Source organism: Streptomyces sp. NPDC048825 (assembly GCF_043198355.1).
GTDB classification, from domain to species: Bacteria; Actinomycetota; Actinomycetes; order Streptomycetales; family Streptomycetaceae; genus Streptomyces; species Streptomyces xiangluensis.
The window spans coordinates 89,000-110,592 of record NZ_JBICUR010000012.1 but is presented as its reverse complement, the minus strand read 5'-3'; the positions used below and the strand labels follow the sequence as shown (position 1 = coordinate 110,592).

General features: G+C 67.4%; 29 protein-coding genes. 26 read left to right on the top strand and 3 right to left on the bottom strand.

The annotated features are described in order from the left end of the window. Positions 1–147 precede the first annotated feature (147 nt). The 5 genes from ACGFNK_RS27375 (at position 148) to tuf (ending at position 5,303) form a co-directional block, all read left to right on the top strand. Positions 148–693: a DUF1707 and DUF4190 domain-containing protein gene (locus tag ACGFNK_RS27375; protein WP_386340847.1), complete on the top strand. Its 546-nt coding sequence runs from the start codon at positions 148–150 to the stop codon at positions 691–693. 252 nt (positions 694–945) lie between these two features. Beyond that, positions 946–1,317, top strand: coding sequence for a 30S ribosomal protein S12 (rpsL, locus tag ACGFNK_RS27370; RefSeq protein WP_003948652.1), 372 nt, complete (start codon positions 946–948; stop codon positions 1,315–1,317). A 2-nt stretch (positions 1,318–1,319) separates the two neighbouring features. Next, positions 1,320–1,790, top strand: a complete 471-nt coding sequence (gene rpsG, locus ACGFNK_RS27365) for a 30S ribosomal protein S7 (protein ID WP_003992340.1) — start codon at positions 1,320–1,322, stop codon at positions 1,788–1,790. A gap of 39 nt (positions 1,791–1,829) precedes the next feature. Continuing rightward, entirely contained in the window at positions 1,830–3,956 is a 2,127-nt protein-coding gene (gene fusA, locus ACGFNK_RS27360; protein WP_386340848.1) for an elongation factor G, read from the top strand. Between the two features lie 153 nt (positions 3,957–4,109). Then, positions 4,110–5,303: an elongation factor Tu gene (tuf, locus tag ACGFNK_RS27355; protein ID WP_033319627.1), complete on the top strand. Its 1,194-nt coding sequence runs from the start codon at positions 4,110–4,112 to the stop codon at positions 5,301–5,303. 96 nt (positions 5,304–5,399) lie between these two features. Here the strand turns inward: tuf and nshR are convergent, their stop codons facing one another. The 3 genes from nshR to ACGFNK_RS27340 all read right to left on the bottom strand — a co-directional run bounded on the left by nshR (position 5,400) and on the right by ACGFNK_RS27340 (position 11,004). Next, entirely contained in the window at positions 5,400–6,209 is an 810-nt protein-coding gene (nshR, locus tag ACGFNK_RS27350) for an NshR/TsnR family 23S rRNA methyltransferase (protein ID WP_393420042.1), read from the bottom strand. Positions 6,210–6,495: 286 nt separating this feature from the next. Then, a complete protein-coding gene (locus ACGFNK_RS27345) occupies positions 6,496–9,339 on the bottom strand; it encodes a poly(A) polymerase (protein WP_393420040.1) in 2,844 nt (947 codons plus the stop codon). Positions 9,340–9,342: 3 nt separating this feature from the next. Further along, positions 9,343–11,004 (bottom strand): RNA ligase family protein, encoded by a 1,662-nt coding sequence (locus ACGFNK_RS27340; RefSeq protein WP_393420038.1) that lies wholly within the window; start codon positions 11,002–11,004, stop codon positions 9,343–9,345. A gap of 554 nt (positions 11,005–11,558) precedes the next feature. On the opposite strand from ACGFNK_RS27340, the gene rpsJ reads away from it, so the two are divergent. The 21 genes from rpsJ (at position 11,559) to rplO (ending at position 21,465) form a co-directional block, all read left to right on the top strand. Further along, positions 11,559–11,867, top strand: a complete 309-nt coding sequence (gene rpsJ / locus ACGFNK_RS27335) for a 30S ribosomal protein S10 (RefSeq protein WP_003948644.1) — start codon at positions 11,559–11,561, stop codon at positions 11,865–11,867. A 17-nt stretch (positions 11,868–11,884) separates the two neighbouring features. Beyond that, positions 11,885–12,529 (top strand): 50S ribosomal protein L3, encoded by a 645-nt coding sequence (gene rplC, locus ACGFNK_RS27330; protein ID WP_393420037.1) that lies wholly within the window; start codon positions 11,885–11,887, stop codon positions 12,527–12,529. Positions 12,530–12,537: 8 nt separating this feature from the next. Further along, positions 12,538–13,191, top strand: a complete 654-nt coding sequence (gene rplD, locus ACGFNK_RS27325) for a 50S ribosomal protein L4 (protein WP_393420035.1) — start codon at positions 12,538–12,540, stop codon at positions 13,189–13,191. Continuing rightward, positions 13,191–13,607 carry a 50S ribosomal protein L23 gene (gene rplW, locus ACGFNK_RS27320; protein WP_344391432.1) on the top strand — a complete coding sequence of 139 codons (417 nt, stop codon included), beginning with the start codon at positions 13,191–13,193 and terminating at the stop codon, positions 13,605–13,607. Before rplD ends, rplW begins: the two co-directional genes overlap by 1 nt. Positions 13,608–13,645: 38 nt before the next feature. Continuing rightward, entirely contained in the window at positions 13,646–14,482 is an 837-nt protein-coding gene (gene rplB, locus ACGFNK_RS27315) for a 50S ribosomal protein L2 (protein ID WP_030046376.1), read from the top strand. A 12-nt stretch (positions 14,483–14,494) separates the two neighbouring features. Further along, positions 14,495–14,776, top strand: a complete 282-nt coding sequence (gene rpsS, locus ACGFNK_RS27310; protein WP_007384069.1) for a 30S ribosomal protein S19 — start codon at positions 14,495–14,497, stop codon at positions 14,774–14,776. A 40-nt stretch (positions 14,777–14,816) separates the two neighbouring features. Then, a complete protein-coding gene (rplV, locus tag ACGFNK_RS27305; RefSeq protein ID WP_093777432.1) occupies positions 14,817–15,164 on the top strand; it encodes a 50S ribosomal protein L22 in 348 nt (115 codons plus the stop codon). Beyond that, positions 15,164–16,000 carry a 30S ribosomal protein S3 gene (gene rpsC, locus ACGFNK_RS27300; RefSeq protein WP_351293471.1) on the top strand — a complete coding sequence of 279 codons (837 nt, stop codon included), beginning with the start codon at positions 15,164–15,166 and terminating at the stop codon, positions 15,998–16,000. Before rplV ends, rpsC begins: the two co-directional genes overlap by 1 nt. 5 nt (positions 16,001–16,005) lie before the next feature. Further along, positions 16,006–16,425: a 50S ribosomal protein L16 gene (rplP, locus tag ACGFNK_RS27295; protein WP_033319640.1), complete on the top strand. Its 420-nt coding sequence runs from the start codon at positions 16,006–16,008 to the stop codon at positions 16,423–16,425. After that, positions 16,425–16,649 carry a 50S ribosomal protein L29 gene (gene rpmC, locus ACGFNK_RS27290; protein ID WP_003998824.1) on the top strand — a complete coding sequence of 75 codons (225 nt, stop codon included), beginning with the start codon at positions 16,425–16,427 and terminating at the stop codon, positions 16,647–16,649. The genes rplP and rpmC overlap by 1 nt, the downstream gene beginning before the upstream one ends. Next, entirely contained in the window at positions 16,649–16,936 is a 288-nt protein-coding gene (rpsQ, locus tag ACGFNK_RS27285) for a 30S ribosomal protein S17 (protein ID WP_016645175.1), read from the top strand. The genes rpmC and rpsQ overlap by 1 nt, the downstream gene beginning before the upstream one ends. 236 nt (positions 16,937–17,172) lie before the next feature. After that, the gene (gene rplN / locus ACGFNK_RS27280) at positions 17,173–17,541 is read left to right on the top strand and encodes a 50S ribosomal protein L14 (protein WP_003998823.1); all 369 of its coding nucleotides are present in this window, start codon (positions 17,173–17,175) and stop codon (positions 17,539–17,541) included. Positions 17,542–17,543: 2 nt separating this feature from the next. Further along, positions 17,544–17,867: a 50S ribosomal protein L24 gene (gene rplX / locus ACGFNK_RS27275; protein ID WP_053674523.1), complete on the top strand. Its 324-nt coding sequence runs from the start codon at positions 17,544–17,546 to the stop codon at positions 17,865–17,867. Further along, on the top strand, positions 17,867–18,424 hold the full coding sequence (gene rplE, locus ACGFNK_RS27270) for a 50S ribosomal protein L5 (protein WP_165261508.1): 558 nt from the start codon (positions 17,867–17,869) through the stop codon (positions 18,422–18,424). The genes rplX and rplE overlap by 1 nt, the downstream gene beginning before the upstream one ends. Positions 18,425–18,429: 5 nt before the next feature. Then, entirely contained in the window at positions 18,430–18,615 is a 186-nt protein-coding gene (locus tag ACGFNK_RS27265) for a type Z 30S ribosomal protein S14 (RefSeq protein WP_003956452.1), read from the top strand. Between the two features lie 212 nt (positions 18,616–18,827). After that, a complete protein-coding gene (rpsH, locus tag ACGFNK_RS27260) occupies positions 18,828–19,226 on the top strand; it encodes a 30S ribosomal protein S8 (RefSeq protein ID WP_004984520.1) in 399 nt (132 codons plus the stop codon). Positions 19,227–19,250: 24 nt separating this feature from the next. Then, a complete protein-coding gene (rplF, locus tag ACGFNK_RS27255) occupies positions 19,251–19,790 on the top strand; it encodes a 50S ribosomal protein L6 (RefSeq protein WP_165261506.1) in 540 nt (179 codons plus the stop codon). Positions 19,791–19,793: 3 nt separating this feature from the next. Then, positions 19,794–20,177, top strand: coding sequence for a 50S ribosomal protein L18 (gene rplR, locus ACGFNK_RS27250; RefSeq protein ID WP_328771079.1), 384 nt, complete (start codon positions 19,794–19,796; stop codon positions 20,175–20,177). Positions 20,178–20,216: 39 nt separating this feature from the next. Continuing rightward, a complete protein-coding gene (rpsE, locus tag ACGFNK_RS27245; RefSeq protein ID WP_005481208.1) occupies positions 20,217–20,825 on the top strand; it encodes a 30S ribosomal protein S5 in 609 nt (202 codons plus the stop codon). Then, the gene (gene rpmD, locus ACGFNK_RS27240) at positions 20,825–21,007 is read left to right on the top strand and encodes a 50S ribosomal protein L30 (protein ID WP_393420029.1); all 183 of its coding nucleotides are present in this window, start codon (positions 20,825–20,827) and stop codon (positions 21,005–21,007) included. The genes rpsE and rpmD overlap by 1 nt, the downstream gene beginning before the upstream one ends. A gap of 2 nt (positions 21,008–21,009) precedes the next feature. Further along, a complete protein-coding gene (gene rplO / locus ACGFNK_RS27235; RefSeq protein ID WP_344391416.1) occupies positions 21,010–21,465 on the top strand; it encodes a 50S ribosomal protein L15 in 456 nt (151 codons plus the stop codon). Positions 21,466–21,593 lie beyond the last annotated feature (128 nt).

The following is a 21,593-nucleotide window of genomic DNA, read 5'->3' as shown; positions in this document are numbered from 1 at the left end:
GGTCAGTCCGTTTCGTACGGGGTGGCCGCCCTTCGGCGTGCTGCGTGCTGCGTGCCTTTACGGAAATGAAAAAGCGGGCCAGGGAACCGATGCCGATATTGGCGCGTTAGAGGATGATGGAGGCATTCAGCCCCGGGGGAGGTGTCCGTGTCGTACCCATCGCAGTGGCAGCCATGGCAGGGCGGCAACAGCCCGCAGCCGTGGCAGGGCCAGAGCAGTTCGTCGATGCTCGCCTCCCACGCCGACCGGGAGCGCGCCGTCGACGTGCTCAGAGCCGGCTTCGGTGAGGGACGCCTGCAGCAGGCGGAGCTCGAGAAGCGGATCGCGAGGGCCTACGAGGCCCGTACAGTCGGCGAGCTGGCCCTGCTCGTCGCCGACCTGCCGCAGGGCCCCATGCCGGTGCCTATGGCCGCCTCGGCGCCGGTGCCGAGGACGTTCCTGCCCGCGCCGCCGCCGCCCACCAACGGCAAGGCGGTCGGCTCCATGGTCTGTGGTGTGCTCACCACGATGACCTTCGGTATCACCGGCCTGCCCGCCGTGATCCTGGGCCATACGGCACGCACCGAGATACGCCGCACCGGCGAGGGCGGCGAGGGCTTCGCGATGGCCGGACTGATCCTCGGCTGGCTGTCCGTCGCGGGCTGGGCCCTGTTCCTGATGCTCCTGCTCGTGGCCTCAGCCTCGGGTGCCTGACGGCCAGGTTCTGGGCGGCGCCCATTTGTTTTGACCGCAGCGTATGAGGTAGGTACGCTCAGACCTTGTGCCTGGGGTGTGCCCTGGCTCCCGTGCGTGCCTTCAGACCGCAACGGGATCCTTCACCGGCCACCGTAATCTGCGCTCTTTCTGCCTTGCGGCGGGAGTCTGCAGCATTCGACACACCCGACCGCGTGGGTCGGCAACGTTCCAGGTTAGCTTCACCATCGGCACACAGAAACCGGAGAAGTAGTGCCTACGATCCAGCAGCTGGTCCGCAAGGGCCGGCAGGACAAGGTCGAGAAGAACAAGACGCCCGCACTCGAGGGTTCCCCTCAGCGTCGCGGCGTCTGCACGCGTGTGTTCACGACCACCCCGAAGAAGCCGAACTCGGCCCTGCGTAAGGTCGCGCGTGTGCGTCTGACCAGCGGGATCGAAGTCACCGCTTACATTCCGGGTGAGGGACACAACCTGCAGGAGCACTCCATCGTGCTCGTGCGTGGCGGCCGTGTGAAGGACCTGCCCGGTGTTCGTTACAAGATCATCCGCGGTTCGCTCGACACCCAGGGTGTCAAGAACCGCAAGCAGGCCCGCAGCCGCTACGGCGCCAAGAAGGAGAAGTAAGAATGCCTCGTAAGGGCCCCGCCCCGAAGCGCCCGGTCATCATCGACCCGGTCTACGGTTCTCCTCTGGTGACCTCCCTCATCAACAAGGTGCTGCTGAACGGCAAGCGCTCCACCGCCGAGCGCATCGTGTACGGCGCCATGGAGGGTCTGCGTGAGAAGACGGGCAACGACCCGATCATCACGCTGAAGCGCGCGCTGGAGAACATCAAGCCGACCCTCGAGGTCAAGTCCCGCCGTGTCGGTGGCGCCACCTACCAGGTTCCGATCGAGGTCAAGCCCGGTCGTGCCAACACCCTGGCGCTGCGCTGGCTGGTCGGTTACTCCCGCGCCCGTCGCGAGAAGACCATGACCGAGCGTCTGCTCAACGAACTTCTGGACGCCTCGAACGGCCTCGGCGCGGCCGTGAAGAAGCGCGAGGACACCCACAAGATGGCCGAGTCCAACAAGGCCTTCGCGCACTACCGCTGGTAGTCGCTACCCACATCGAGACCGAGAGAAGACCGAAGCCTTATGGCTACCACTTCACTTGACCTGGCCAGGGTCCGGAACATCGGGATCATGGCCCACATCGACGCGGGCAAGACGACCACCACCGAGCGGATCCTGTTCTACACCGGCGTCTCCTACAAGATCGGTGAGGTCCACGACGGCGCTGCCACCATGGACTGGATGGAGCAGGAGCAGGAGCGTGGCATCACGATCACCTCCGCTGCCACCACCTGTCACTGGCCGCTGAACAACGACGACTACACCATCAACATCATCGACACCCCGGGTCACGTCGACTTCACCGTCGAGGTGGAGCGCTCGCTGCGCGTGCTCGACGGTGCCGTGACGGTGTTCGACGGCGTCGCCGGTGTCGAGCCGCAGTCCGAGACGGTGTGGCGTCAGGCCGACCGTTACGGCGTGCCGCGCATCTGCTTCGTCAACAAGCTGGACCGTACCGGCGCCGAGTTCCACCGCTGCGTGGACATGATCTCGGACCGCCTGGGCGCCCAGCCGATCGTCATGCAGCTGCCGATCGGTGCCGAGGCCGACTTCAAGGGCGTAGTGGACCTGGTCCGCATGAAGGCGCTCGTGTGGTCCGCCGAGGCGGCGAAGGGCGAGATGTACGACACCGTCGACATCCCGGCCACGCACGCCGAGGCCGCCGAGGAGTGGCGCGGCAAGCTGCTCGAGGCCGTCGCGGAGAACGACGAAGAGATCATGGAGCTGTACCTGGAGGGCGTTGAGCCCACCGAGGAGCAGCTGTACGCCGCGATCCGTCGCATCACCATCGCGTCCGGCAAGTCCAACGACACCACGGTCACCCCGGTGTTCTGTGGCACCGCGTTCAAGAACAAGGGCGTCCAGCCCCTGCTCGACGCGGTCGTGCGCTACCTGCCGACTCCGCTGGACGTCGAGGCCATCGAGGGCCACGACGTCAAGGACCCGGAGCTGGTCGTCAAGCGCAAGCCGTCCGAGGACGAGCCGCTGTCTGCCCTTGCCTTCAAGATCATGAGCGACCCGCACCTGGGCAAGCTCACCTTCGTCCGGGTTTACTCGGGCCGCCTGGAGACCGGCACCGCGGTGCTGAACCCGGTCAAGGGCAAGAAGGAGCGCATCGGCAAGATCTACCGTATGCACGCGAACAAGCGTGAGGAGATCGCGGCGGTGGGCGCCGGCGACATCGTCGCTGTGATGGGCCTGAAGCAGACCACGACCGGTGAGACGCTGTGCGACGACAAGCAGCCGGTGATCCTGGAGTCCATGGACTTCCCGGCGCCGGTCATCCAGGTCGCCATCGAGCCCAAGTCCAAGGGTGACCAGGAGAAGCTGGGTGTCGCCATCCAGCGTCTCGCGGAGGAGGACCCCTCCTTCCAGGTCCACTCGGACGAGGAGACCGGCCAGACCATCATCGGCGGCATGGGCGAACTGCACCTCGAGGTGCTGGTCGACCGCATGAAGCGCGAGTTCAAGGTCGAGGCCAACGTCGGCAAGCCGCAGGTGGCCTACCGCGAGACGATCCGCAAGGCCGTCGAGCGTGTCGACTACACGCACAAGAAGCAGACTGGTGGTACTGGCCAGTTCGCCAAGGTGCAGATCGCGATCGAGCCGATCGAGGGCGGCGACGCCTCGTACGAGTTCGTGAACAAGGTGACCGGTGGTCGCATCCCGAAGGAGTACATCCCTTCGGTCGACGCCGGCTGCCAGGAGGCCATGCAGTTCGGCATCCTCGCCGGTTACGAGATGACGGGCGTTCGCGTCACGCTCATCGACGGCGCCTACCACGAGGTCGACTCCTCCGAGCTCGCGTTCAAGATCGCCGGTTCGCAGGCCTTCAAGGAGGCCGCGCGCAAGGCCAGCCCCGTACTGCTCGAGCCGATGATGGCCGTAGAGGTCACCACGCCCGAGGACTACATGGGCGAGGTCATCGGTGACATCAACTCCCGACGTGGTCAGATCGAGGCCATGGAGGAGCGTGCCGGTGCCCGCGTCGTGAAGGGCCTGGTTCCGCTGTCGGAGATGTTCGGCTACGTCGGCGACCTCCGCAGCAAGACATCGGGTCGCGCGAGCTACTCGATGCAGTTCGACTCCTACGCCGAGGTTCCCCGGAACGTCGCCGAGGAGATCATCGCGAAGGCCAAGGGCGAGTAACTCACCCGAGTTCACGCTTTAGGCTTGACTCCGGAGCTTGCTGGGGCATTCCGTCACCATCGTGGCTGGAGTGCCCCGGGCCCCGGCTTTCCAGCAAAGATCACCTGGCGCCGATGAGTAAGGCGTACAGAACCACTCCACAGGAGGACCCCAGTGGCGAAGGCGAAGTTCGAGCGGACTAAGCCGCACGTCAACATCGGCACCATCGGTCACATCGACCACGGTAAGACGACCCTCACGGCCGCCATTACCAAGGTGCTGCACGACGCGTACCCGGACCTGAACGAGGCCTCGGCCTTCGACCAGATCGACAAGGCTCCTGAGGAGCGCCAGCGCGGTATCACCATCTCCATCGCGCACGTCGAGTACCAGACGGAGACGCGTCACTACGCGCACGTCGACTGCCCCGGTCACGCGGACTACATCAAGAACATGATCACGGGTGCGGCGCAGATGGACGGCGCCATCCTCGTGGTCGCCGCCACCGACGGCCCGATGCCGCAGACCAAGGAGCACGTGCTCCTGGCCCGCCAGGTCGGCGTCCCCTACATCGTCGTCGCCCTGAACAAGGCCGACATGGTGGACGACGAGGAGATCCTGGAGCTCGTCGAGCTCGAGGTCCGTGAGCTGCTCTCCGAGTACGAGTTCCCGGGCGACGACCTGCCGGTCGTCAAGGTCTCGGCGCTCAAGGCTCTCGAGGGCGACAAGGAGTGGGGCAACTCCGTCCTCGAGCTGATGAAGGCCGTCGACGAGGCGATCCCGCAGCCCGAGCGTGACGTCGACAAGCCGTTCCTGATGCCGATCGAGGACGTCTTCACGATCACCGGTCGTGGCACCGTCGTCACCGGTCGCATCGAGCGCGGTGTCCTCAAGGTCAACGAGACCGTTGACATCGTGGGCATCAAGCAGGAGAAGACCACCACCACGGTCACCGGCATCGAGATGTTCCGCAAGCTGCTCGACGAGGGTCAGGCCGGTGAGAACGTCGGTCTGCTGCTTCGTGGCATCAAGCGCGAGGACGTCGAGCGCGGCCAGGTCATCATCAAGCCGGGCTCTGTCACCCCGCACACCGAGTTCGAGGCGCAGGCGTACATCCTGTCCAAGGACGAGGGTGGCCGCCACACGCCGTTCTTCAACAACTACCGTCCGCAGTTCTACTTCCGTACGACTGACGTGACCGGTGTTGTGACCCTCCCCGAGGGCACGGAGATGGTCATGCCGGGCGACAACACTGAGATGAAGGTCGAGCTCATCCAGCCCGTCGCCATGGAGGAGGGCCTGAAGTTCGCCATCCGTGAGGGTGGCCGGACCGTGGGCGCCGGCCAGGTCACCAAGATCAACAAGTGAGCTTGTTGACTTGACCTGGTAGCTCCGCTGAGAGCTCCTGAAAGGGCCCGTACGACTTTGGTCGTACGGGCCCTTTTGCTGTTGGCGGTACTGCGGTCAGCGGCTGACGGCGAAATTCCTCTGGATTCGCTCGTGCAGCGCGATACCGACCGAGACCGAGACATTGAGAGACTCGGTGGAATTGATCATCGGGATGGAAGCCGTTGTGGCGGACGTCTTCTTGAACAATTCGGAGGGTCCGCCCTTCTCGCTGCCGAACAACAGGGCCAGCCGCTCCTGTTTGTCACCGAGGTCCTTGACCGCGAGTTCACCGCCCGCTTCGAACGCCATCAACGGAATTTCGTTGTCGCGGACGAAGGCGACCGCTTCCTCGCGACTGGCGAGAACGACGGGAAGGGAGAAGACGTAGCCCCGGCTGGCCCTCAGCAGACGCCGGTCGGCGATGGTGGCGAGATCGCTGTCGACCAGGACGATCCCTGAGGCCCCCAGTGCGAGGGAAGTCCGCACGATCGCGCCGATGTTCCCGACGATCTTCACGCCGTCGAGTACGACGACGTCTCCGCCGCGCTCCGCGATGTCCTGGAACCGAGCCGGCCGGGGGACGCGGGCGATACCGAATGTCTTGGCCTTTCGCTCCCCTTTGAACAGCTGATTGACGACCGACGATTCGACGAGACGGACCGGAACATTTCGCTGCCGACAGAGGTCGAGCAGTTCGGGAGAGAACGGAGTGCTGTCGCTTCCGTACACCTCGATGAATTCGACCCCCGCTCCCAGGCATTGCATGAGGGGTTCGGTGTCCTCGATCAATACCGTCTTGATGCTGGATCTCGACGGCTTGGTGACGTCGAGAATTCGCTGCATCGCGGGATCGGAAAGGGAAGTGATGGTGGCCAGCTCGTTCATGTGTCGATCTTAACAGCGCTGTGTAACGGCGAATATCGATGAAAAAGTGCGTGCGCTGTTGCACCGTTCACAGGGATGGAGCGGATCACGATCCGGTCGGCGTGATCGTCAGCTCGGCCCATACCGTTTTGCGCGGCGGCAGTTCGGGCGGGACGCCCCAGCGGTCTGCCAGGCCCTCGACGAGGAGGAGCCCGCGGCCGTGCGTCGCCGCGTTGGCCGCCCGGCTCGGTCACGATGTGGCTTGCCGCCTCCAACAGCAGCTGCCAGGAACGGAGCTGACGCCCGATCAGTACAAGCTCGGGATCTCGCCGCCCTCAACTCTCCTCAGCGTGACGCCCGGCAGGCCGCGCAGCCGACGCTCCGCGACAGCAGCGAGACGATCCGACCCCGGTGGGTTGAGGCCCAGACCGAGGGCGTAGCGGAGCGGGTCCCTGGTGAAGGGCCGGGGCCAGGCATGGGTGGCCGGAGCCGTGTCCGACAGGTCGGTCAGCAGGGCCCGCATCCTGCCCCGTACCCGGCCCTCGTCAGCGCCGGAGCCCACCGTCACGAGCGCCCAGGCCGCGTGGCGGCGGTGCAGTGGGGGAGGGGACAGCAGCTCGGGCCACGGGAACGGGACCGCGGTCGAGTCCAGCAACTCCCAGGCGTGGAAGAGCTCTTGGGTGATGAGGTCTCGCATGCCCGCCGTGACCTGGTCCGTGCAGGGGCGGACCGGATCGGACGGTGTGGTGATCGTGAGGGGGAGAGCCTGACGCCCCCCTTGGCCCGGTTCGCCCACCGGGTCGCGCCAGTCCCAGGCGGCCCACGTCGCGAAGAAGTGCCGTAGGAGATCGGCCGGGGGCAGGTCGCCGGCCTCGCTGGTGGTACGGGCCGCCAGGACGGACCAGGCCAGGCCCGGCAGCCCGCCGAACGGCGCCGAATCCAGGCCGCGTGCCTTCGCCCACGCCTTGACCTGTGTGGCCAGCCGGGCGAAGGCCGGTCCGTGGGTGCCGACCGAGGCGAGGATCGCGTCGGCGTCGCTCACCGCACTGAGCGCGATCGCCGCGGCCTCACCCAATTCGGCCCGGCGGGCCACCGCCTCGGCGGGGTCCATCGAGCCGGTGGCGACGACGACCAGGTCCACGTCCAGCCCGTCGACCCGCAACCGCAGTCCGGGTACGCGTGCCCCGACCACCTCCCGCATGTTGGTCGCGTCGGGGAGCGCGGTCGTCAATCGCTCCTGTACGGAGGAGAGTTGGACCCGATTCGGCAGGGCCGCCACCAGGTCCACGTCCGCGCCGGGCAGTGCGCAGCCCATGCGCCGGGAGCCGACGATGTGGACGACACCATCGGACAGCGCATCCGCGATGCGGTGGGTGATCCGATCGGCGGTGGCCGTCTCCGTGGCCGTGGCGGTTTCGGCAGGGGCAGCCTCGGCGTGCCCGTACCGAGCAACCTCCCGGGCCCAGCGGACCTCCCCCGTCCCCAGCGTCACCGTCGCCCGTACGCGCATCGGCTCGTCCCCGCGGCGTGACAGCAGTGCCAACTCGCCCACCCGGACCGGTATCGGAGCGAGACGGGACGCGCAGTCGGCGACCAGGGCGTTCGGATCGGTGGTGCGGCCCAGGCTCAGATGAGGTGTGAAGCCCGCATGGCGGCCACGGCAGCGGGGGAAGTGGCGCAGGAGGGTGCGGTGCAGTTCGGCCCATGCTTCCTCGCCGTCGGCCGCGGGGTCGAGCCAGACGGTGGCGGCGTCCCGGTGGCCGAACCAGTGCACGCCCGCCAGCCGGGCGTCGAAGGAAGCCATACCCGTGGTGGCCCTCGCCAGCACCGATGCTGCCTGCTCGAACTCGTGCTCCGGTACGAATCCGAAGAGCAGGTTCACGTGCGGCGGCCAGCGGTGGATCTGCGGGTCGTGGTCCCGGCGGATGTCCTGGAGGGGCGGCCACAGCTCGTGGGGCGGGATCCACGCCAGGGCCGTACGGGGAGTCGGGCGCGCGTCGAGGACGTCGTACGCCCCCGGCTCACCCGAATCCGCCGAGTCCGCCGAGTCCGCCGTCAACTCGGCCCGTACCCCGTAGTGATCGGAGATGTGGAGGCCGTCGGCCGAGGGCGTGTCGCCGTACAGCTCGGCCCGCTGTACCCGCAGGGCCTCCGCGCGCAGCAGCACCCGGTCCAGTCGGGAGGCCCGGCCGGTCAGGGAGGAGACCGCGGCCAGCGGGTTGGCGCCCGGGTCGAACGTCGGCGTCCGGTCGTCGGCGCCGTGCGCCTCGCTCCACGCGTCCCGCAGGCCCAGCGTCAGCTGCGGTGTGTCCCCGCCGTCGTTGAAGTCGCCCATCAGGACAAGGTCGTCCTCCAGGGCCGCCAACCCCTCGGCGATACGGGCGAGTTCGGCCTCTCGCCTGCCCGCACCGTTCTCGGAGTGGTCGCTGCTGAGATGGGTCGCGGCGACGACGAGGGGCCGGGTGCCCGTCTCCGCGACGAGGGCGGCCACCGCCTTGTGCGGGCCCAGCGCGTGGTGCGCCGCCTCGCGGACGGGCAACCGGCTCAGGAGCAGCAGACCGCAGTCGTCCACGTCCCGGCCCCGTGGGTCCGTGCCGAGCGTCCAGTCCGCCCGGATCCATGGCTCCCGCAGCAGCATGCCCAGCAGCTCCGCCTCGACCTCCTGCAGCGCTATCACATCCACGTCGGCTTCCCGCAGGGCCCGCAGGAGCAGCGGTCTGCGCCGGGCGCTGTCGATCAGGTCGGCGTCGTACCGGTCCCAGAGGGTGTTCCAGGTCAGCACCCGCACACCGCCGGGGTGGGGACCAGGTACGGTGCCGCGCGGCGAGCGCACGGGGCGCCAGTCCTCGCCGTCCCACGCGTACGGCGTACGGGCCGTGAAGAACGGCGCCCGGAGCCGACGTGCCTCCTGCACCCGCCCGGCCTCCGTCGCGTCGATCCGGTCCACGCCCGTCGTCCGGTCCCACACCACCTCGCCGTCGGCCTCGAAGAACAGCACCCGGTGCCACGGGATCTCGCCGCCCGGCACGAAGGCGGGCAGCGGAACGCGCTTGGGGTCGGCGCCGCGCTGGAGCACGCCCAGCACGAAGCGGGCCGGGTCGAAGCGCGCGTCCCAGCGCACCCGGTGATAGATCTCCTCGCTCGTGCGCACCGGTCAGACCTCCTCCTCGACGGTCCCGCTCGCCCCGATGTACCAGATGCGGTGCGCGTCGCCCGCGTACGGCGGGCCGAAGCGGCGCAGCTGGGCGGTGAGCACCTCGGGCGGCACCGGGTGCTCACGGCGGGCGTTGCGCCGGATCAGCTCGTCCTCGTCGACCAGGACCACGGCGTGGGTGAGCAGGGCGTCGCGGCGGTGGGCGATCGCGTGGACGAGCGAGCGCTGCTGCTTGTTGAGGGACGTGGCGTCCCACACCACGGTCCCTCCTGCGGCCAGGGCGGTGTCCAGGCGGTCGAGACCCACGCGCAGGACGTCCGCGTTCGCCCGCTGGTCGGCGCGTGAACCGCGGGCCTCGCGCAGGTCGTCCAGGCAGATGTACGCGTCCACGCCGGGGAGGCCACGGGCGAAGGTGCTCTTGCCGCTGCCCGCGGGGCCGACCGTCTGGATCAGCTTCGGGAAGGCGCCGGAGCGCCAACGCCATGTGGCGGCGACCGCCTCGTCGAGACCGTGGATCCGTCCCTGCGCGTACGCCTCGCGAGCCTCGGCCCGGCAGCGGACGGCCGCGTCGTCCGGCAGGCCGGCGAAGGCCTCCCGCAGCCCGCCTTCGTCCAGGCCGCCGATGTCCTCGGCGTGCAGGGCCGACCACTCCACCTGCTCGCGTGCCTCGTCCGTGACCGCCGTGGCCCGGGCGACCGCGTGCAGGAGACCGAGATCGGCGGCGTACGACAGCCGTACCAGGCCGCCCCGCCGGTCCTCGTCCGGATACGGCCGGTGCAGCGCAGGGTGCAGTCCGACGAGGTCCGCGACCCGGCGTGCGAGCGGCATGCCCGCCGCCGCGGCGATCTTGGGCGCGATTCGTGCCCGCCGGCCTCCGTGCAGCAGCGCGGCCAGCACGCCGCCGAGCCGGTCGTCCCCGGACCGCCCCGCCAGATCGAGTCGGGCGACGGCCTCCGGATCCCCCTCGCCGGCCGGCCCCACCGCACGAACCAGGGCCTCCACGTCGACCGCCGCTCCCGAACGCACCGCCCACAGAGCGGCTCCCGCCCTGAGCCCGTTCTCCACGACGGCCGCGTGCATCCAGTGCGTGTCCGTCCGCACATGCCCGGCCCGCACCCACTTGGCGACCCGCTGCCCGAACTCCTCCGCACCGAAGGCGTCGACGACCCGGACGACATACCCCTCCTGCCGCACGGGATCCAGCCGCAGCGCCCGCAGCGCGCGCTCGTCGAACACGCCCCGCCACAGCACGCGCGGCACGGGAATGCCGAGCCCGCGCAGACACGTGACCGTCCGGTCCCAGTCCAGGCAGCGGCCGTCCGCGTCCCACACCGAGAAGCCGTAGAACCAGCTCTCCAGATCCTCGTACGCGATCGAATGCCGGGCGTACATGTTCTCCCCGCACACGCGCCACCCCTCGGGGAGGGCATGACCGATGCGCCCCTGGAGCGCCTTGACCCAGGCCCGGGAGGGGTGGTGGGCCGAGTCGAGCGAGCGGGCGTGCAGGCCGTCGGGGTACAGCGTGGTGTTCTCGCCGTCGAGCTTCTCGGTGACGACGACCTCGCGTCCCCGCAGACCCGACAGGTCCGTGACCCGGAGATCGTCCGCGCTCGCGCCGGGCGACCAGGGCAGATGCCGGGTCCGTGGGTAGTGCGTACGCATGGTGAACGTTCCCCCCGTGGCAACCGCCGTACTAGATCAGCGTAGGAGCGCGGGGGAGTGGCAAGCGAGCGGATTAGCGGCGGTTACCGATGACGACGTCACAGGGGCTCAGTCGGGTCCAGTCGGGCTCAAACGGTCCCAGGTTTGACGCACGTCACGCCGGGGGTAACCTCTACGGCTCGATTGGCCAGCCCCATGGCCCGTATGGCAGACTGTCGGGGTTGCTCGGTTGAGTGCCGATGCTGCGCGCCTCCCGCCGGGAGGACCGGAAGCGAGTCCCACAGTACTCGTCGCCTTAACTGCCCCTCAGGGCAGCGCTGAGGCGGACGTACGGGAATCTTCCGGGAAGTGTCAGCGGGGTACCGGCCAGGCGCCCGGTGGGTGTCTCACCCTCGGATCCGCGGTCGACGATCGCACCCCCTGGAAGGGAAATCCGTTTCGGATACCCGTGTCAGCGAGGGCGCGACACGCCCGACCGCGTGGGTCGGAGGATGAAGACGCGGACCTTCCGAGTCGCCAGAGCGTTTATTGAGAGACAGGACTACGGAGTAGCCATGGCGGGACAGAAGATCCGCATCCGGCTCAAGGCCTACGACCACGAGGTCATCGACTCCTCGGCGAAGAAGATCGTCGAGACGGTGACGCGTACTGGTGCGTCGGTCGCGGGCCCGGTGCCGCTGCCCACTGAGAAGAACGTGTACTGCGTCATCAAGTCGCCGCACAAGTACAAGGACTCGCGCGAGCACTTCGAGATGCGCACGCACAAGCGCCTGATCGACATCCTCGACCCGACGCCCAAGACCGTTGACTCTCTGATGCGACTCGACCTCCCGGCCGGTGTCGACATCGAGATCAAGCTCTAAGGGCCGGTGGTCTGAGAATGGCTAAGCAGATCAAGGGCATCCTGGGCGAGAAGCTCGGCATGACGCAGGTGTGGGACGAGAACAACCGTGTTGTTCCCGTCACCGTCGTCAAGGCCGGGCCGAATGTCGTCACCCAGGTCCGTACGAACGACACCGACGGCTACGAGTCCGTGCAGATCGCCTTCGGCGAGATCGACCCGCGCAAGGTGAACAAGCCCCTCAAGGGCCACTTCGCCAAGGCCGACGTGACCCCCCGCCGCCACCTCGTGGAGCTCCGCACCGCGGACGCCAGCGAGTACACGCTCGGGCAGGAGATCACCGCCGACACCTTCGAGGCCGGCGTGAAGGTCGACGTCACCGGCAAGAGCAAGGGCAAGGGCTTCGCCGGTGTCATGAAGCGCCACAACTTCAAGGGCCTCGGCGCCGGACACGGCACCCAGCGCAAGCACCGCTCTCCCGGCTCCATCGGTGGCTGCGCCACCCCGGGCCGTGTGTTCAAGGGCCTCCGCATGGCGGGTCGTATGGGCAACGAGCGGGTCACCACCCAGAACCTGACCGTCCACGCCGTTGACGCGGAGAAGGGTCTGCTGCTCATCAAGGGCGCGGTTCCCGGTCCGAACGGCGGCCTCGTCCTGGTCCGCACCGCGGCCAAGGGGGCCTGAGGTAACCGATGAGCACTCTTGACATCCTTTCGCCGGCAGGCGACAAGGCCGGCACCGTCGAGCTCCCCGCGGAGATCTTCGACGTTGAGAAGGTCAGCATTCCGCTGATCCACCAGGTCGTCGTCGCCCAGCTGGCCGCTGCCCGTCAGGGCACGCACAAGACCAAGACCCGCGGCGAGGTTCGTGGTGGCGGTAAGAAGCCTTACCGTCAGAAGGGCACCGGGCGTGCGCGCCAGGGCTCGACTCGCGCTCCGCAGTTCGCCGGTGGTGGCGTCGTGCACGGTCCCGTGCCGCGTGACTACTCGCAGCGGACCCCGAAGAAGATGAAGGCTGCGGCCCTGCGCCACGCCCTCACCGACCGGGCCCGCAACAACCGCATCCACGTCGTCACCGGCGTGGTCGAGGGCGAGATCTCCACCAAGGCCGCCAAGTCGCTGCTCGGCAAGATCTCGGAGCGCAAGAACGTGCTCCTGGTGATCGACCGTGCGGACGAGGCCTCGCTGCTCTCCGCCCGCAACCTGCCCCAGGTGCACATCCTGGAGCCGGGCCAGCTGAACACGTACGACGTTCTCGTCTCGGACGACGTGGTCTTCACCCAGGCCGCCTTCGAGTCCTTCGTGTCCGGCCCGAAGGCCACCGACACTGAAGGGAGCGAGGTCTGATGGCTATCCGTCACCCCTCCATCGCCTCGAAGGCCGCGAAGAAGGCCAAGGAGGCGCGCGTCAAGAAGGCGCGTCGCCACGCCACCGAGGGCAAGAACACCGTTGAGACGCCGCTGAGCAAGTCGTACACGGACCCCCGTGACGTACTGATCAAGCCGGTCGTCTCCGAGAAGAGCTACGCGCTCCTCGACGAGAACAAGTACACGTTCGTCGTCGACCCGCGTGCCAACAAGACCCAGATCAAGGAGGCCGTCCAGGCGGTCTTCTCGGTCAAGGTCACCGGGGTCAACACGATCAACCGCCAGGGCAAGCGCAAGCGGACCCGCACTGGTTTCGGCAAGCGTGCCGACACCAAGCGCGCGATCGTGACCCTTGCAGAGGGCGACCGTATCGACATCTTCGGCCAGGCCTCCTAACGGAGCGCCCTGGTCCGATATCGGACGAGGACTGAGAAATGGGAATCCGCAAGTACAAGCCGACTACGCCGGGCCGCCGTGGCTCCAGCGTCGCCGACTTCGTCGAGGTCACGCGGTCCACGCCGGAGAAGTCGCTGGTCCGCCCGCTGCACAGCAAGGGCGGCCGTAACAATTCCGGTCGTGTGACCGTGCGCCACCAGGGTGGTGGCCACAAGCGCGCCTACCGCGTCATCGACTTCCGTCGCCATGACAAGGACGGCGTGCCGGCGAAGGTCGCGCACATCGAGTACGACCCCAACCGCACCGCGCGCATCGCGCTGCTGCACTACGCGGACGGCGAGAAGCGCTACATCCTCGCCCCGCGCAACCTGCAGCAGGGCGACCGTGTGGAGAACGGTCCCGGGGCCGACATCAAGCCGGGCAACAACCTGGCGCTCCGCAACATCCCGGTCGGTACCACGATCCACGCGATCGAGCTCCGTCCGGGCGGTGGCGCCAAGTTCGCCCGCTCCGCCGGTGCCTCCGTGCAGCTGCTCGCGAAGGAGGGCCAGATGGCCCACCTCCGCATGCCGTCCGGTGAGATCCGCCTGGTCGACGTGCGCTGCCGCGCCACCGTCGGCGAGGTCGGCAACGCCGAGCAGAGCAACATCAACTGGGGCAAGGCCGGCCGCAAGCGCTGGCTGGGCGTCCGCCCGACCGTTCGCGGTGTGGCGATGAACCCGGTTGACCACCCCCACGGTGGTGGTGAGGGCAAGACCTCCGGTGGTCGCCACCCGGTCAGCCCCTGGGGTCAGAAGGAAGGCCGTACTCGTTCGCCGAAGAAGGCCTCGAACAAGTACATCGTCCGCCGCCGCAAGACGAACAAGAAGCGCTAGGAGCGGGTTTAGATGCCGCGCAGTCTCAAGAAGGGGCCCTTCGTCGACGACCACCTGATCAAGAAGGTGGACGCCCAGAACGAAGCCGGTTCCAAGAACGTCATCAAGACCTGGTCCCGTCGCTCGATGATCGTCCCGGCCATGCTGGGCCACACGATCGCGGTGCACAACGGCAAGACCCACATCCCGGTGTTTGTCACCGAGTCCATGGTCGGCCACAAGCTCGGCGAGTTCTCGCCGACGCGCACCTTCCGGGGTCACGTCAAGGACGACCGGAAGTCGAAGCGCCGCTAAGGCGGGGTGAATGACCATGACAGACACTGAAGGGACAACCATGGAAGCCAGGGCCCAGGCGCGGTACATCCGCGTCACGCCCATGAAGGCCCGCCGAGTGGTGGACCTCATCCGTGGCATGGACGCCACGGAGGCCCAGGCGGTCCTGCGTTTCGCCCCGCAGGCCGCGAGCGTGCCGGTCGGCAAGGTGCTGGACAGCGCCATTGCCAACGCCGCGCACAACTACGACCACACCGACGCCGACAGCCTCGTCATCACCGAGGCCTACGTCGACGAGGGTCCGACCCTGAAGCGGTTCCGGCCGCGTGCCCAGGGCCGTGCCTACCGGATCCGCAAGCGGACCAGCCACATCACCGTGGTCGTCAGCAGCAAGGAAGGAACCCGGTAATGGGCCAGAAGGTTAACCCGCATGGGTTCCGGCTCGGCATCACCACGGACTTCAAGTCCCGTTGGTACGCCGACAAGCTGTACAAGGACTACGTCAAGGAAGACGTCGCCATCCGTCGGATGATGACGTCCGGCATGGAGCGCGCCGGTATCTCGAAGGTGGAGATCGAGCGCACCCGTGACCGTGTGCGTGTGGACATCCACACCGCGCGTCCCGGCATCGTCATCGGCCGCCGTGGCGCCGAGGCCGACCGCATCCGCGGTGACCTCGAGAAGCTCACGGGCAAGCAGGTCCAGCTGAACATCCTCGAGGTCAAGAGCCCCGAGACCGACGCTCAGCTGGTTGCTCAGGCCGTTGCCGAGCAGCTGTCCTCCCGCGTCTCCTTCCGTCGTGCCATGCGTAAGAGCATGCAGGGCACGATGAAGGCCGGCGCCAAGGGCATCAAGATCCAGTGTGGTGGCCGTCTCGGCGGCGCCGAGATGTCCCGCTCGGAGTTCTACCGCGAGGGCCGCGTGCCCCTGCACACGCTCCGCGCGAACGTCGACTACGGCTTCTTCGAGGCCAAGACGACCTTCGGCCGCATCGGTGTGAAGGTCTGGATCTACAAGGGCGACGTCAAGAACATCGCCGAGGTCCGCGCCGAGAACGCCGCCGCCCGCGCCGGCAACCGCCCGGCCCGTGGTGGCGCCGACCGCCCGGCCCGTGGTGGCCGTGGTGGCGAGCGTGGCGGTCGCGGTCGCAAGCCGCAGCAGCAGTCCGCGCCGGCTGCCGAGGCCCCCAAGGCCGAGGCTCCCGCCGCTGCCGCTCCGGCTGAGAGCACTGGAACGGAGGCCTGACCGACATGCTGATCCCTCGTAGGGTCAAGCACCGCAAGCAGCACCACCCCAAGCGCCGCGGTCAGGCCAAGGGTGGTACGACGGTTGCGTTCGGCGAGTACGGCATCCAGGCCCTCACGCCGGCGTACGTGACGAACCGCCAGATCGAGGCGGCTCGTATCGCGATGACCCGCCACATCAAGCGTGGCGGCAAGGTCTGGATCAACATCTACCCGGACCGTCCCCTCACGAAGAAGCCCGCCGAGACCCGCATGGGTTCCGGTAAGGGTTCGCCGGAGTGGTGGGTCGCGAACGTTCACCCCGGTCGGGTGATGTTCGAGCTGTCCTACCCGAACGAGAAGATTGCGCGTGAGGCGCTTACCCGCGCTGCTCACAAGCTTCCGATGAAGTGCCGCATTGTGCGGCGCGAGGCAGGTGAAGCGTGATGTCGGCCGGTACCAAGGCGTCCGAGCTGCGCGAACTGGGTGACGAGGAGCTTCTGGCGAAGCTTCGCGAGGCCAAGGAAGAGCTGTTCAACCTCCGCTTCCAGGCGGCGACCGGGCAGCTCGAGAACCACGGCCGTCTGAAGGCGGTCCGTAAGGACATCGCGCGGATCTACACCCTGATGCGTGAGCGCGAGCTGGGCATCGAGACGGTGGAGAGCGCCTGATGAGCGAGAACAACGTGACTGAAGAGACGAAGGCCGCGCGCGGCTTCCGCAAGACCCGTGAGGGTCTGGTCGTCAGCGACAAGATGGACAAGACCGTCGTCGTCGCCGTCGAGGACCGCGTCAAGCACGCGCTGTACGGCAAGGTCATCCGCCGTACGAACAAGCTCAAGGCGCACGACGAGCAGAACGCCGCGGGTGTCGGCGACCGCGTCCTCCTCATGGAGACCCGGCCGCTCTCCGCGACGAAGCGCTGGCGCATCGTAGAGATCCTCGAGAAGGCGAAGTAATCAAGCGGGGGTTCCGCCCCCGCTGACCCCCGCTGGGGGCTCCGCCCCCAGGCCCCCGGGCCGGGGAGCGCCCTCGGGCCGAAGGGCCCGGGCGGCCTGCGGCCCCCGGCGGAGGTTTTCCTCCTCAAGAGGCCCAGTAATTCCTGCGGGAGCAACTCGCAGGACGGTTCCGCCAGGCTCGCAGGTTCGGCCCGACAAGGTCCCTGCGGGAACCGGCAGACAAACAGGAGATAGACGTGATCCAGCAGGAGTCGCGGCTGCGTGTCGCCGACAACACGGGGGCGAAGGAAATCCTTTGCATCCGTGTGCTCGGTGGCTCCGGTCGCCGCTACGCGGGCATCGGTGACGTCATCGTCGCCACCGTCAAGGACGCGATCCCCGGTGGCAACGTGAAGAAGGGTGACGTCGTCAAGGCGGTCATCGTTCGCACCGTCAAGGAGCGCCGCCGTCCGGACGGCTCGTACATCCGCTTCGACGAGAACGCCGCTGTCATTCTCAAGAACGACGGCGACCCTCGCGGCACCCGTATCTTCGGCCCCGTTGGCCGTGAGCTGCGCGAGAAGAAGTTCATGAAGATCATCTCGCTCGCGCCGGAGGTGCTGTAAGCATGAAGATCAAGAAGGGCGACCTGGTCCAGGTCATCACCGGCAAGGACAAGGGCAAGCAGGGCAAGGTCATTGCCGCTTACCCGCGCGACGAGCGTGTCCTGGTCGAGGGTGTCAACCGGGTCAAGAAGCACACCAAGGCCGGTCCGACGGCTCGCGGTTCGCAGGCCGGCGGCATCGTTACGACCGAGGCGCCGATCCACGTCTCCAACGTCCAGCTGGTCGTTGAGAAGGACGGCAACAAGGTCGTCACGCGTGTCGGTTACCGCTTCGACGATGAAGGCAACAAGATCCGCGTTGCCAAGCGGACGGGTGAGGACATCTGATGACTACCACCACCGCTCCCCGTCTGAAGCAGAAGTACCGCGAGGAGATCGCGGGCAAGCTGCGTGACGAGTTCAAGTACGAGAACGTCATGCAGATCCCCGGTCTCGTCAAGATCGTGGTCAACATGGGTGTGGGCGACGCCGCCCGCGACTCCAAGCTGATCGAGGGCGCCATCCGCGACCTCACCACGATCACCGGTCAGAAGCCGGCCGTCACCAAGGCCCGTAAGTCCATCGCGCAGTTCAAGCTGCGTGAGGGCCAGCCGATCGGTGCCCACGTCACGCTTCGTGGCGACCGCATGTGGGAGTTCCTGGACCGCACCCTGTCGCTCGCGCTGCCGCGCATCCGCGACTTCCGTGGTCTGTCCCCCAAGCAGTTCGACGGCCGTGGCAACTACACCTTCGGTCTCACGGAGCAGGTCATGTTCCACGAGATCGACCAGGACAAGATCGACCGCGTCCGGGGTATGGACATCACCGTGGTCACCACGGCGACCAACGACGCTGAGGGCCGCGCGCTCCTTCGTCACCTCGGCTTCCCCTTCAAGGAGGCGTGAGCGAGATGGCGAAGAAGGCTCTGATCGCTAAGGCTGCCCGCAAGCCCAAGTTCGGTGTGCGTGCGTACACCCGCTGCCAGCGCTGCGGTCGTCCGCATTCCGTGTACCGCAAGTTCGGCCTCTGCCGCGTGTGCCTTCGTGAGATGGCTCACCGTGGCGAGCTGCCGGGCGTGACCAAGAGCTCCTGGTAATTCCCCAAATAGGGGATTGTCAGGGCTCTCGGTAAGTAAAGGGCTCGGTCAGGTGCCCACCCCTCCATGGCTTAGGCTTGGGGGGTTGGGCGCTTGGACGCCCGTACGACTTACTACGCCGTAGGTCCACCGCGCCGCACCCGTCCCGTCTCGGATCGGGGAGAGGGATGGCGCACCAGGAAACCCCGGCGAGAGAGGCCGAAGGCCAATTCATGACCATGACTGATCCGATCGCAGACATGCTGACGCGTCTGCGTAACGCGAACTCGGCGTACCACGACTCCGTGGCTATGCCGCACAGCAAGATCAAGTCGCACATCGCGGAGATCCTCCAGCAGGAGGGCTTCATCACGGGCTGGAAGGTCGAGGACGCCGAGGTCGGCAAGAACCTCGTTCTCGAGCTGAAGTTCGGCCCGAACCGTGAGCGCTCCATCGCGGGCATCAAGCGGATCTCCAAGCCCGGTCTCCGGGTGTACGCGAAGTCCACCAACCTGCCGAAGGTGCTCGGCGGCCTGGGCGTGGCGATCATCTCCACGTCCCACGGGCTCCTCACCGACAAGCAGGCCGGCAAGAAGGGCGTAGGCGGAGAAGTCCTCGCCTACGTCTGGTAGCGGAAGGGAACGGAGGAAACAGCTATGTCGCGCATTGGCAAGCTCCCCATCACGGTTCCCGCCGGCGTGGACGTCACCATCGATGGCCGTACGGTCCAGGTGAAGGGCCCCAAGGGCACCCTCTCCCACACCGTCGCGGCGCCGATCGAGATCGCTAAGGGCGAGGACGGCATTCTCAATGTCACCCGCCCGAACGACGAGCGTCAGAACAAGGCCCTGCACGGCCTGTCCCGCACGCTGGTGGCGAACATGATCACCGGCGTGACCACGGGTTACGTGAAGAAGCTCGAGATCAGCGGTGTCGGTTACCGAGTCCTGGCCAAGGGTTCCAACCTGGAGTTCTCGCTCGGCTACAGCCACCCGATCCTGGTCGAGGCCCCCGAGGGCATCACCTTCAAGGTCGAGAACCCGACGCGGTTCTCGGTCGAGGGCATCGACAAGCAGAAGGTCGGCGAGGTTGCGGCCAACATCCGCAAGCTGCGCAAGCCCGACCCGTACAAGGCCAAGGGCGTCAAGTACGAGGGCGAAGTCATCCGCCGCAAGGTCGGAAAGGCGGGTAAGTAAGCCATGGCATACGGGCAGAAGATCGCCAAGGGCGACGCCTACAAGCGTGCTGCCATCAAGCGGCGTCACATCCGGATCCGTAAGAAGGTCTCGGGTACGGCTGAGCGTCCCCGCCTGGTCGTGACGCGTTCGAACCGCCACATCGTGGCCCAGGTGATCGACGACCTCAAGGGGCACACCCTTGCGTCGGCGTCCACCCTGGACACCTCGATCCGCGGTGCCGAGGGCGACAAGTCCGCGCAGGCCAAGCAGGTCGGCGCCCTGGTCGCCGAGCGTGCGAAGGCCGCGGGCGTCGAGGCCGTCGTGTTCGACCGTGGTGGCAACCAGTACGCGGGGCGCATCGCCGCCCTGGCGGACGCCGCCCGCGAAGCCGGGCTCAAGTTCTGAGCCTGCCGTAGCTAGCGGAAACAGAGAGAGGTAAATCCAATGGCTGGACCCCAGCGCCGCGGAAGCGGTGCCGGTGGCGGCGAGCGGCGGGACCGGAAGGGCCGTGACGGCGGCGCAGCTGCCGCCGAGAAGACCGCGTACGTTGAGCGCGTCGTCGCGATCAACCGCGTCGCCAAGGTTGTGAAGGGTGGTCGTCGCTTCAGCTTCACCGCGCTGGTCGTGGTGGGCGACGGTGACGGCACCGTGGGTGTCGGTTACGGCAAGGCCAAGGAGGTGCCGGCCGCCATCGCCAAGGGTGTCGAGGAGGCCAAGAAGCACTTCTTCAAGGTCCCCCGTATCCAGGGCACCATCCCGCACCCGATCACGGGCGAGAAGGCCGCGGGCGTCGTCCTGCTCAAGCCGGCTTCCCCCGGTACCGGCGTTATCGCCGGTGGCCCGGTGCGTGCCGTGCTCGAGTGCGCCGGTGTTCACGACATCCTGTCGAAGTCGCTCGGCTCGTCGAACGCGATCAACATCGTGCACGCGACCGTGGCAGCCCTGAAGGGTCTGCAGCGTCCCGAGGAGATCGCGGCCCGCCGCGGTCTGCCCCTCGAGGACGTCGCTCCCGCGGCTCTGCTGCGTGCGCGTGCCGGGGCTGGTGCTGCGTAATGGCTCAGCTCAAGATCACGCAGACGAAGTCGTACATCGGCAGCAAGCAGAACCACCGTGACACCCTGCGTTCGCTTGGTCTGAAGAGGATCAACGACGTGGTCGTCAAGGAGGACCGCCCCGAGTTCCGCGGCATGGTGCAGACCGTCCGCCACCTCGTGACGGTCGAGGAGGTCGACTGATCATGGCGGAGCAGAACCCGCTCAAGATCCACAACCTCCGTCCCGCCCCGGGCGCCAAGACCGCCAAGACCCGTGTCGGTCGTGGTGAGGCCTCGAAGGGTAAGACGGCCGGTCGTGGTACCAAGGGCACGAAGGCCCGCTACCAGGTTCCGGAGCGCTTCGAGGGTGGGCAGATGCCCCTCCACATGCGGCTCCCGAAGCTGAAGGGCTTCAAGAACCCGTTCAAGACCGAGTACCAGGTCGTGAACCTGGACAAGCTGGCCGCGCTCTACCCCGAGGGCGGCGAGGTCACGGTGGCCGATCTGGTCGCCAAGGGCGCCGTTCGCAAGAACAGCCTTGTCAAGGTCCTCGGCCAGGGCGAGATCTCCGTGGCGCTCGAGGTGAAGGTCGACGCGGCCTCCACCTCTGCCAAGGAGAAGATCACCGCCGCCGGCGGCACCGTCACCGAGCTCGTCTGAACTCCACGGACGCCTCGATGACTTGAGCGCACCCGACCGGGGATGCCCCACAAATGGGGCATCCCCGGTCGGTCGTTCCAAGGAAAGCTGTGCCGCGGGTATGGTGGCCAGCACTGCTCATTTTCGCC

Excerpts from the sequence above, each read along its gene's own strand:
- rplC (WP_393420037.1), top strand. The coding sequence starts at position 11,885 with ATGGCTAAGCAGATCAAGGGCATCCTGGGCGAGAAGCTCGGCATGACG.
- rplO (WP_344391416.1), top strand. The coding sequence starts at position 21,010 with ATGGCGGAGCAGAACCCGCTCAAGATCCACAACCTCCGTCCCGCCCCG.
- rplP (WP_033319640.1), top strand. The coding sequence starts at position 16,006 with ATGCTGATCCCTCGTAGGGTCAAGCACCGCAAGCAGCACCACCCCAAG.
- rplB (WP_030046376.1), top strand. The coding sequence starts at position 13,646 with ATGGGAATCCGCAAGTACAAGCCGACTACGCCGGGCCGCCGTGGCTCC.
- rplD (WP_393420035.1), top strand. The coding sequence starts at position 12,538 with ATGAGCACTCTTGACATCCTTTCGCCGGCAGGCGACAAGGCCGGCACC.
- rpsE (WP_005481208.1), top strand. The coding sequence starts at position 20,217 with ATGGCTGGACCCCAGCGCCGCGGAAGCGGTGCCGGTGGCGGCGAGCGG.
- rpsC (WP_351293471.1), top strand. The coding sequence starts at position 15,164 with ATGGGCCAGAAGGTTAACCCGCATGGGTTCCGGCTCGGCATCACCACG.
- nshR (WP_393420042.1), bottom strand. The coding sequence starts at position 6,209 with ATGAACGAGCTGGCCACCATCACTTCCCTTTCCGATCCCGCGATGCAG.
- rplR (WP_328771079.1), top strand. The coding sequence starts at position 19,794 with ATGGCATACGGGCAGAAGATCGCCAAGGGCGACGCCTACAAGCGTGCT.
- ACGFNK_RS27340 (WP_393420038.1), bottom strand. The coding sequence starts at position 11,004 with ATGCGTACGCACTACCCACGGACCCGGCATCTGCCCTGGTCGCCCGGC.
- rplE (WP_165261508.1), top strand. The coding sequence starts at position 17,867 with ATGACTACCACCACCGCTCCCCGTCTGAAGCAGAAGTACCGCGAGGAG.
- rplF (WP_165261506.1), top strand. The coding sequence starts at position 19,251 with ATGTCGCGCATTGGCAAGCTCCCCATCACGGTTCCCGCCGGCGTGGAC.
- ACGFNK_RS27265 (WP_003956452.1), top strand. The coding sequence starts at position 18,430 with ATGGCGAAGAAGGCTCTGATCGCTAAGGCTGCCCGCAAGCCCAAGTTC.
- rpmC (WP_003998824.1), top strand. The coding sequence starts at position 16,425 with ATGTCGGCCGGTACCAAGGCGTCCGAGCTGCGCGAACTGGGTGACGAG.
- rpsG (WP_003992340.1), top strand. The coding sequence starts at position 1,320 with ATGCCTCGTAAGGGCCCCGCCCCGAAGCGCCCGGTCATCATCGACCCG.
- rplV (WP_093777432.1), top strand. The coding sequence starts at position 14,817 with ATGGAAGCCAGGGCCCAGGCGCGGTACATCCGCGTCACGCCCATGAAG.
- rplX (WP_053674523.1), top strand. The coding sequence starts at position 17,544 with ATGAAGATCAAGAAGGGCGACCTGGTCCAGGTCATCACCGGCAAGGAC.
- fusA (WP_386340848.1), top strand. The coding sequence starts at position 1,830 with ATGGCTACCACTTCACTTGACCTGGCCAGGGTCCGGAACATCGGGATC.
- rplW (WP_344391432.1), top strand. The coding sequence starts at position 13,191 with ATGGCTATCCGTCACCCCTCCATCGCCTCGAAGGCCGCGAAGAAGGCC.
- rpmD (WP_393420029.1), top strand. The coding sequence starts at position 20,825 with ATGGCTCAGCTCAAGATCACGCAGACGAAGTCGTACATCGGCAGCAAG.
- rpsJ (WP_003948644.1), top strand. The coding sequence starts at position 11,559 with ATGGCGGGACAGAAGATCCGCATCCGGCTCAAGGCCTACGACCACGAG.
- rpsH (WP_004984520.1), top strand. The coding sequence starts at position 18,828 with ATGACCATGACTGATCCGATCGCAGACATGCTGACGCGTCTGCGTAAC.
- rpsS (WP_007384069.1), top strand. The coding sequence starts at position 14,495 with ATGCCGCGCAGTCTCAAGAAGGGGCCCTTCGTCGACGACCACCTGATC.
- rpsQ (WP_016645175.1), top strand. The coding sequence starts at position 16,649 with ATGAGCGAGAACAACGTGACTGAAGAGACGAAGGCCGCGCGCGGCTTC.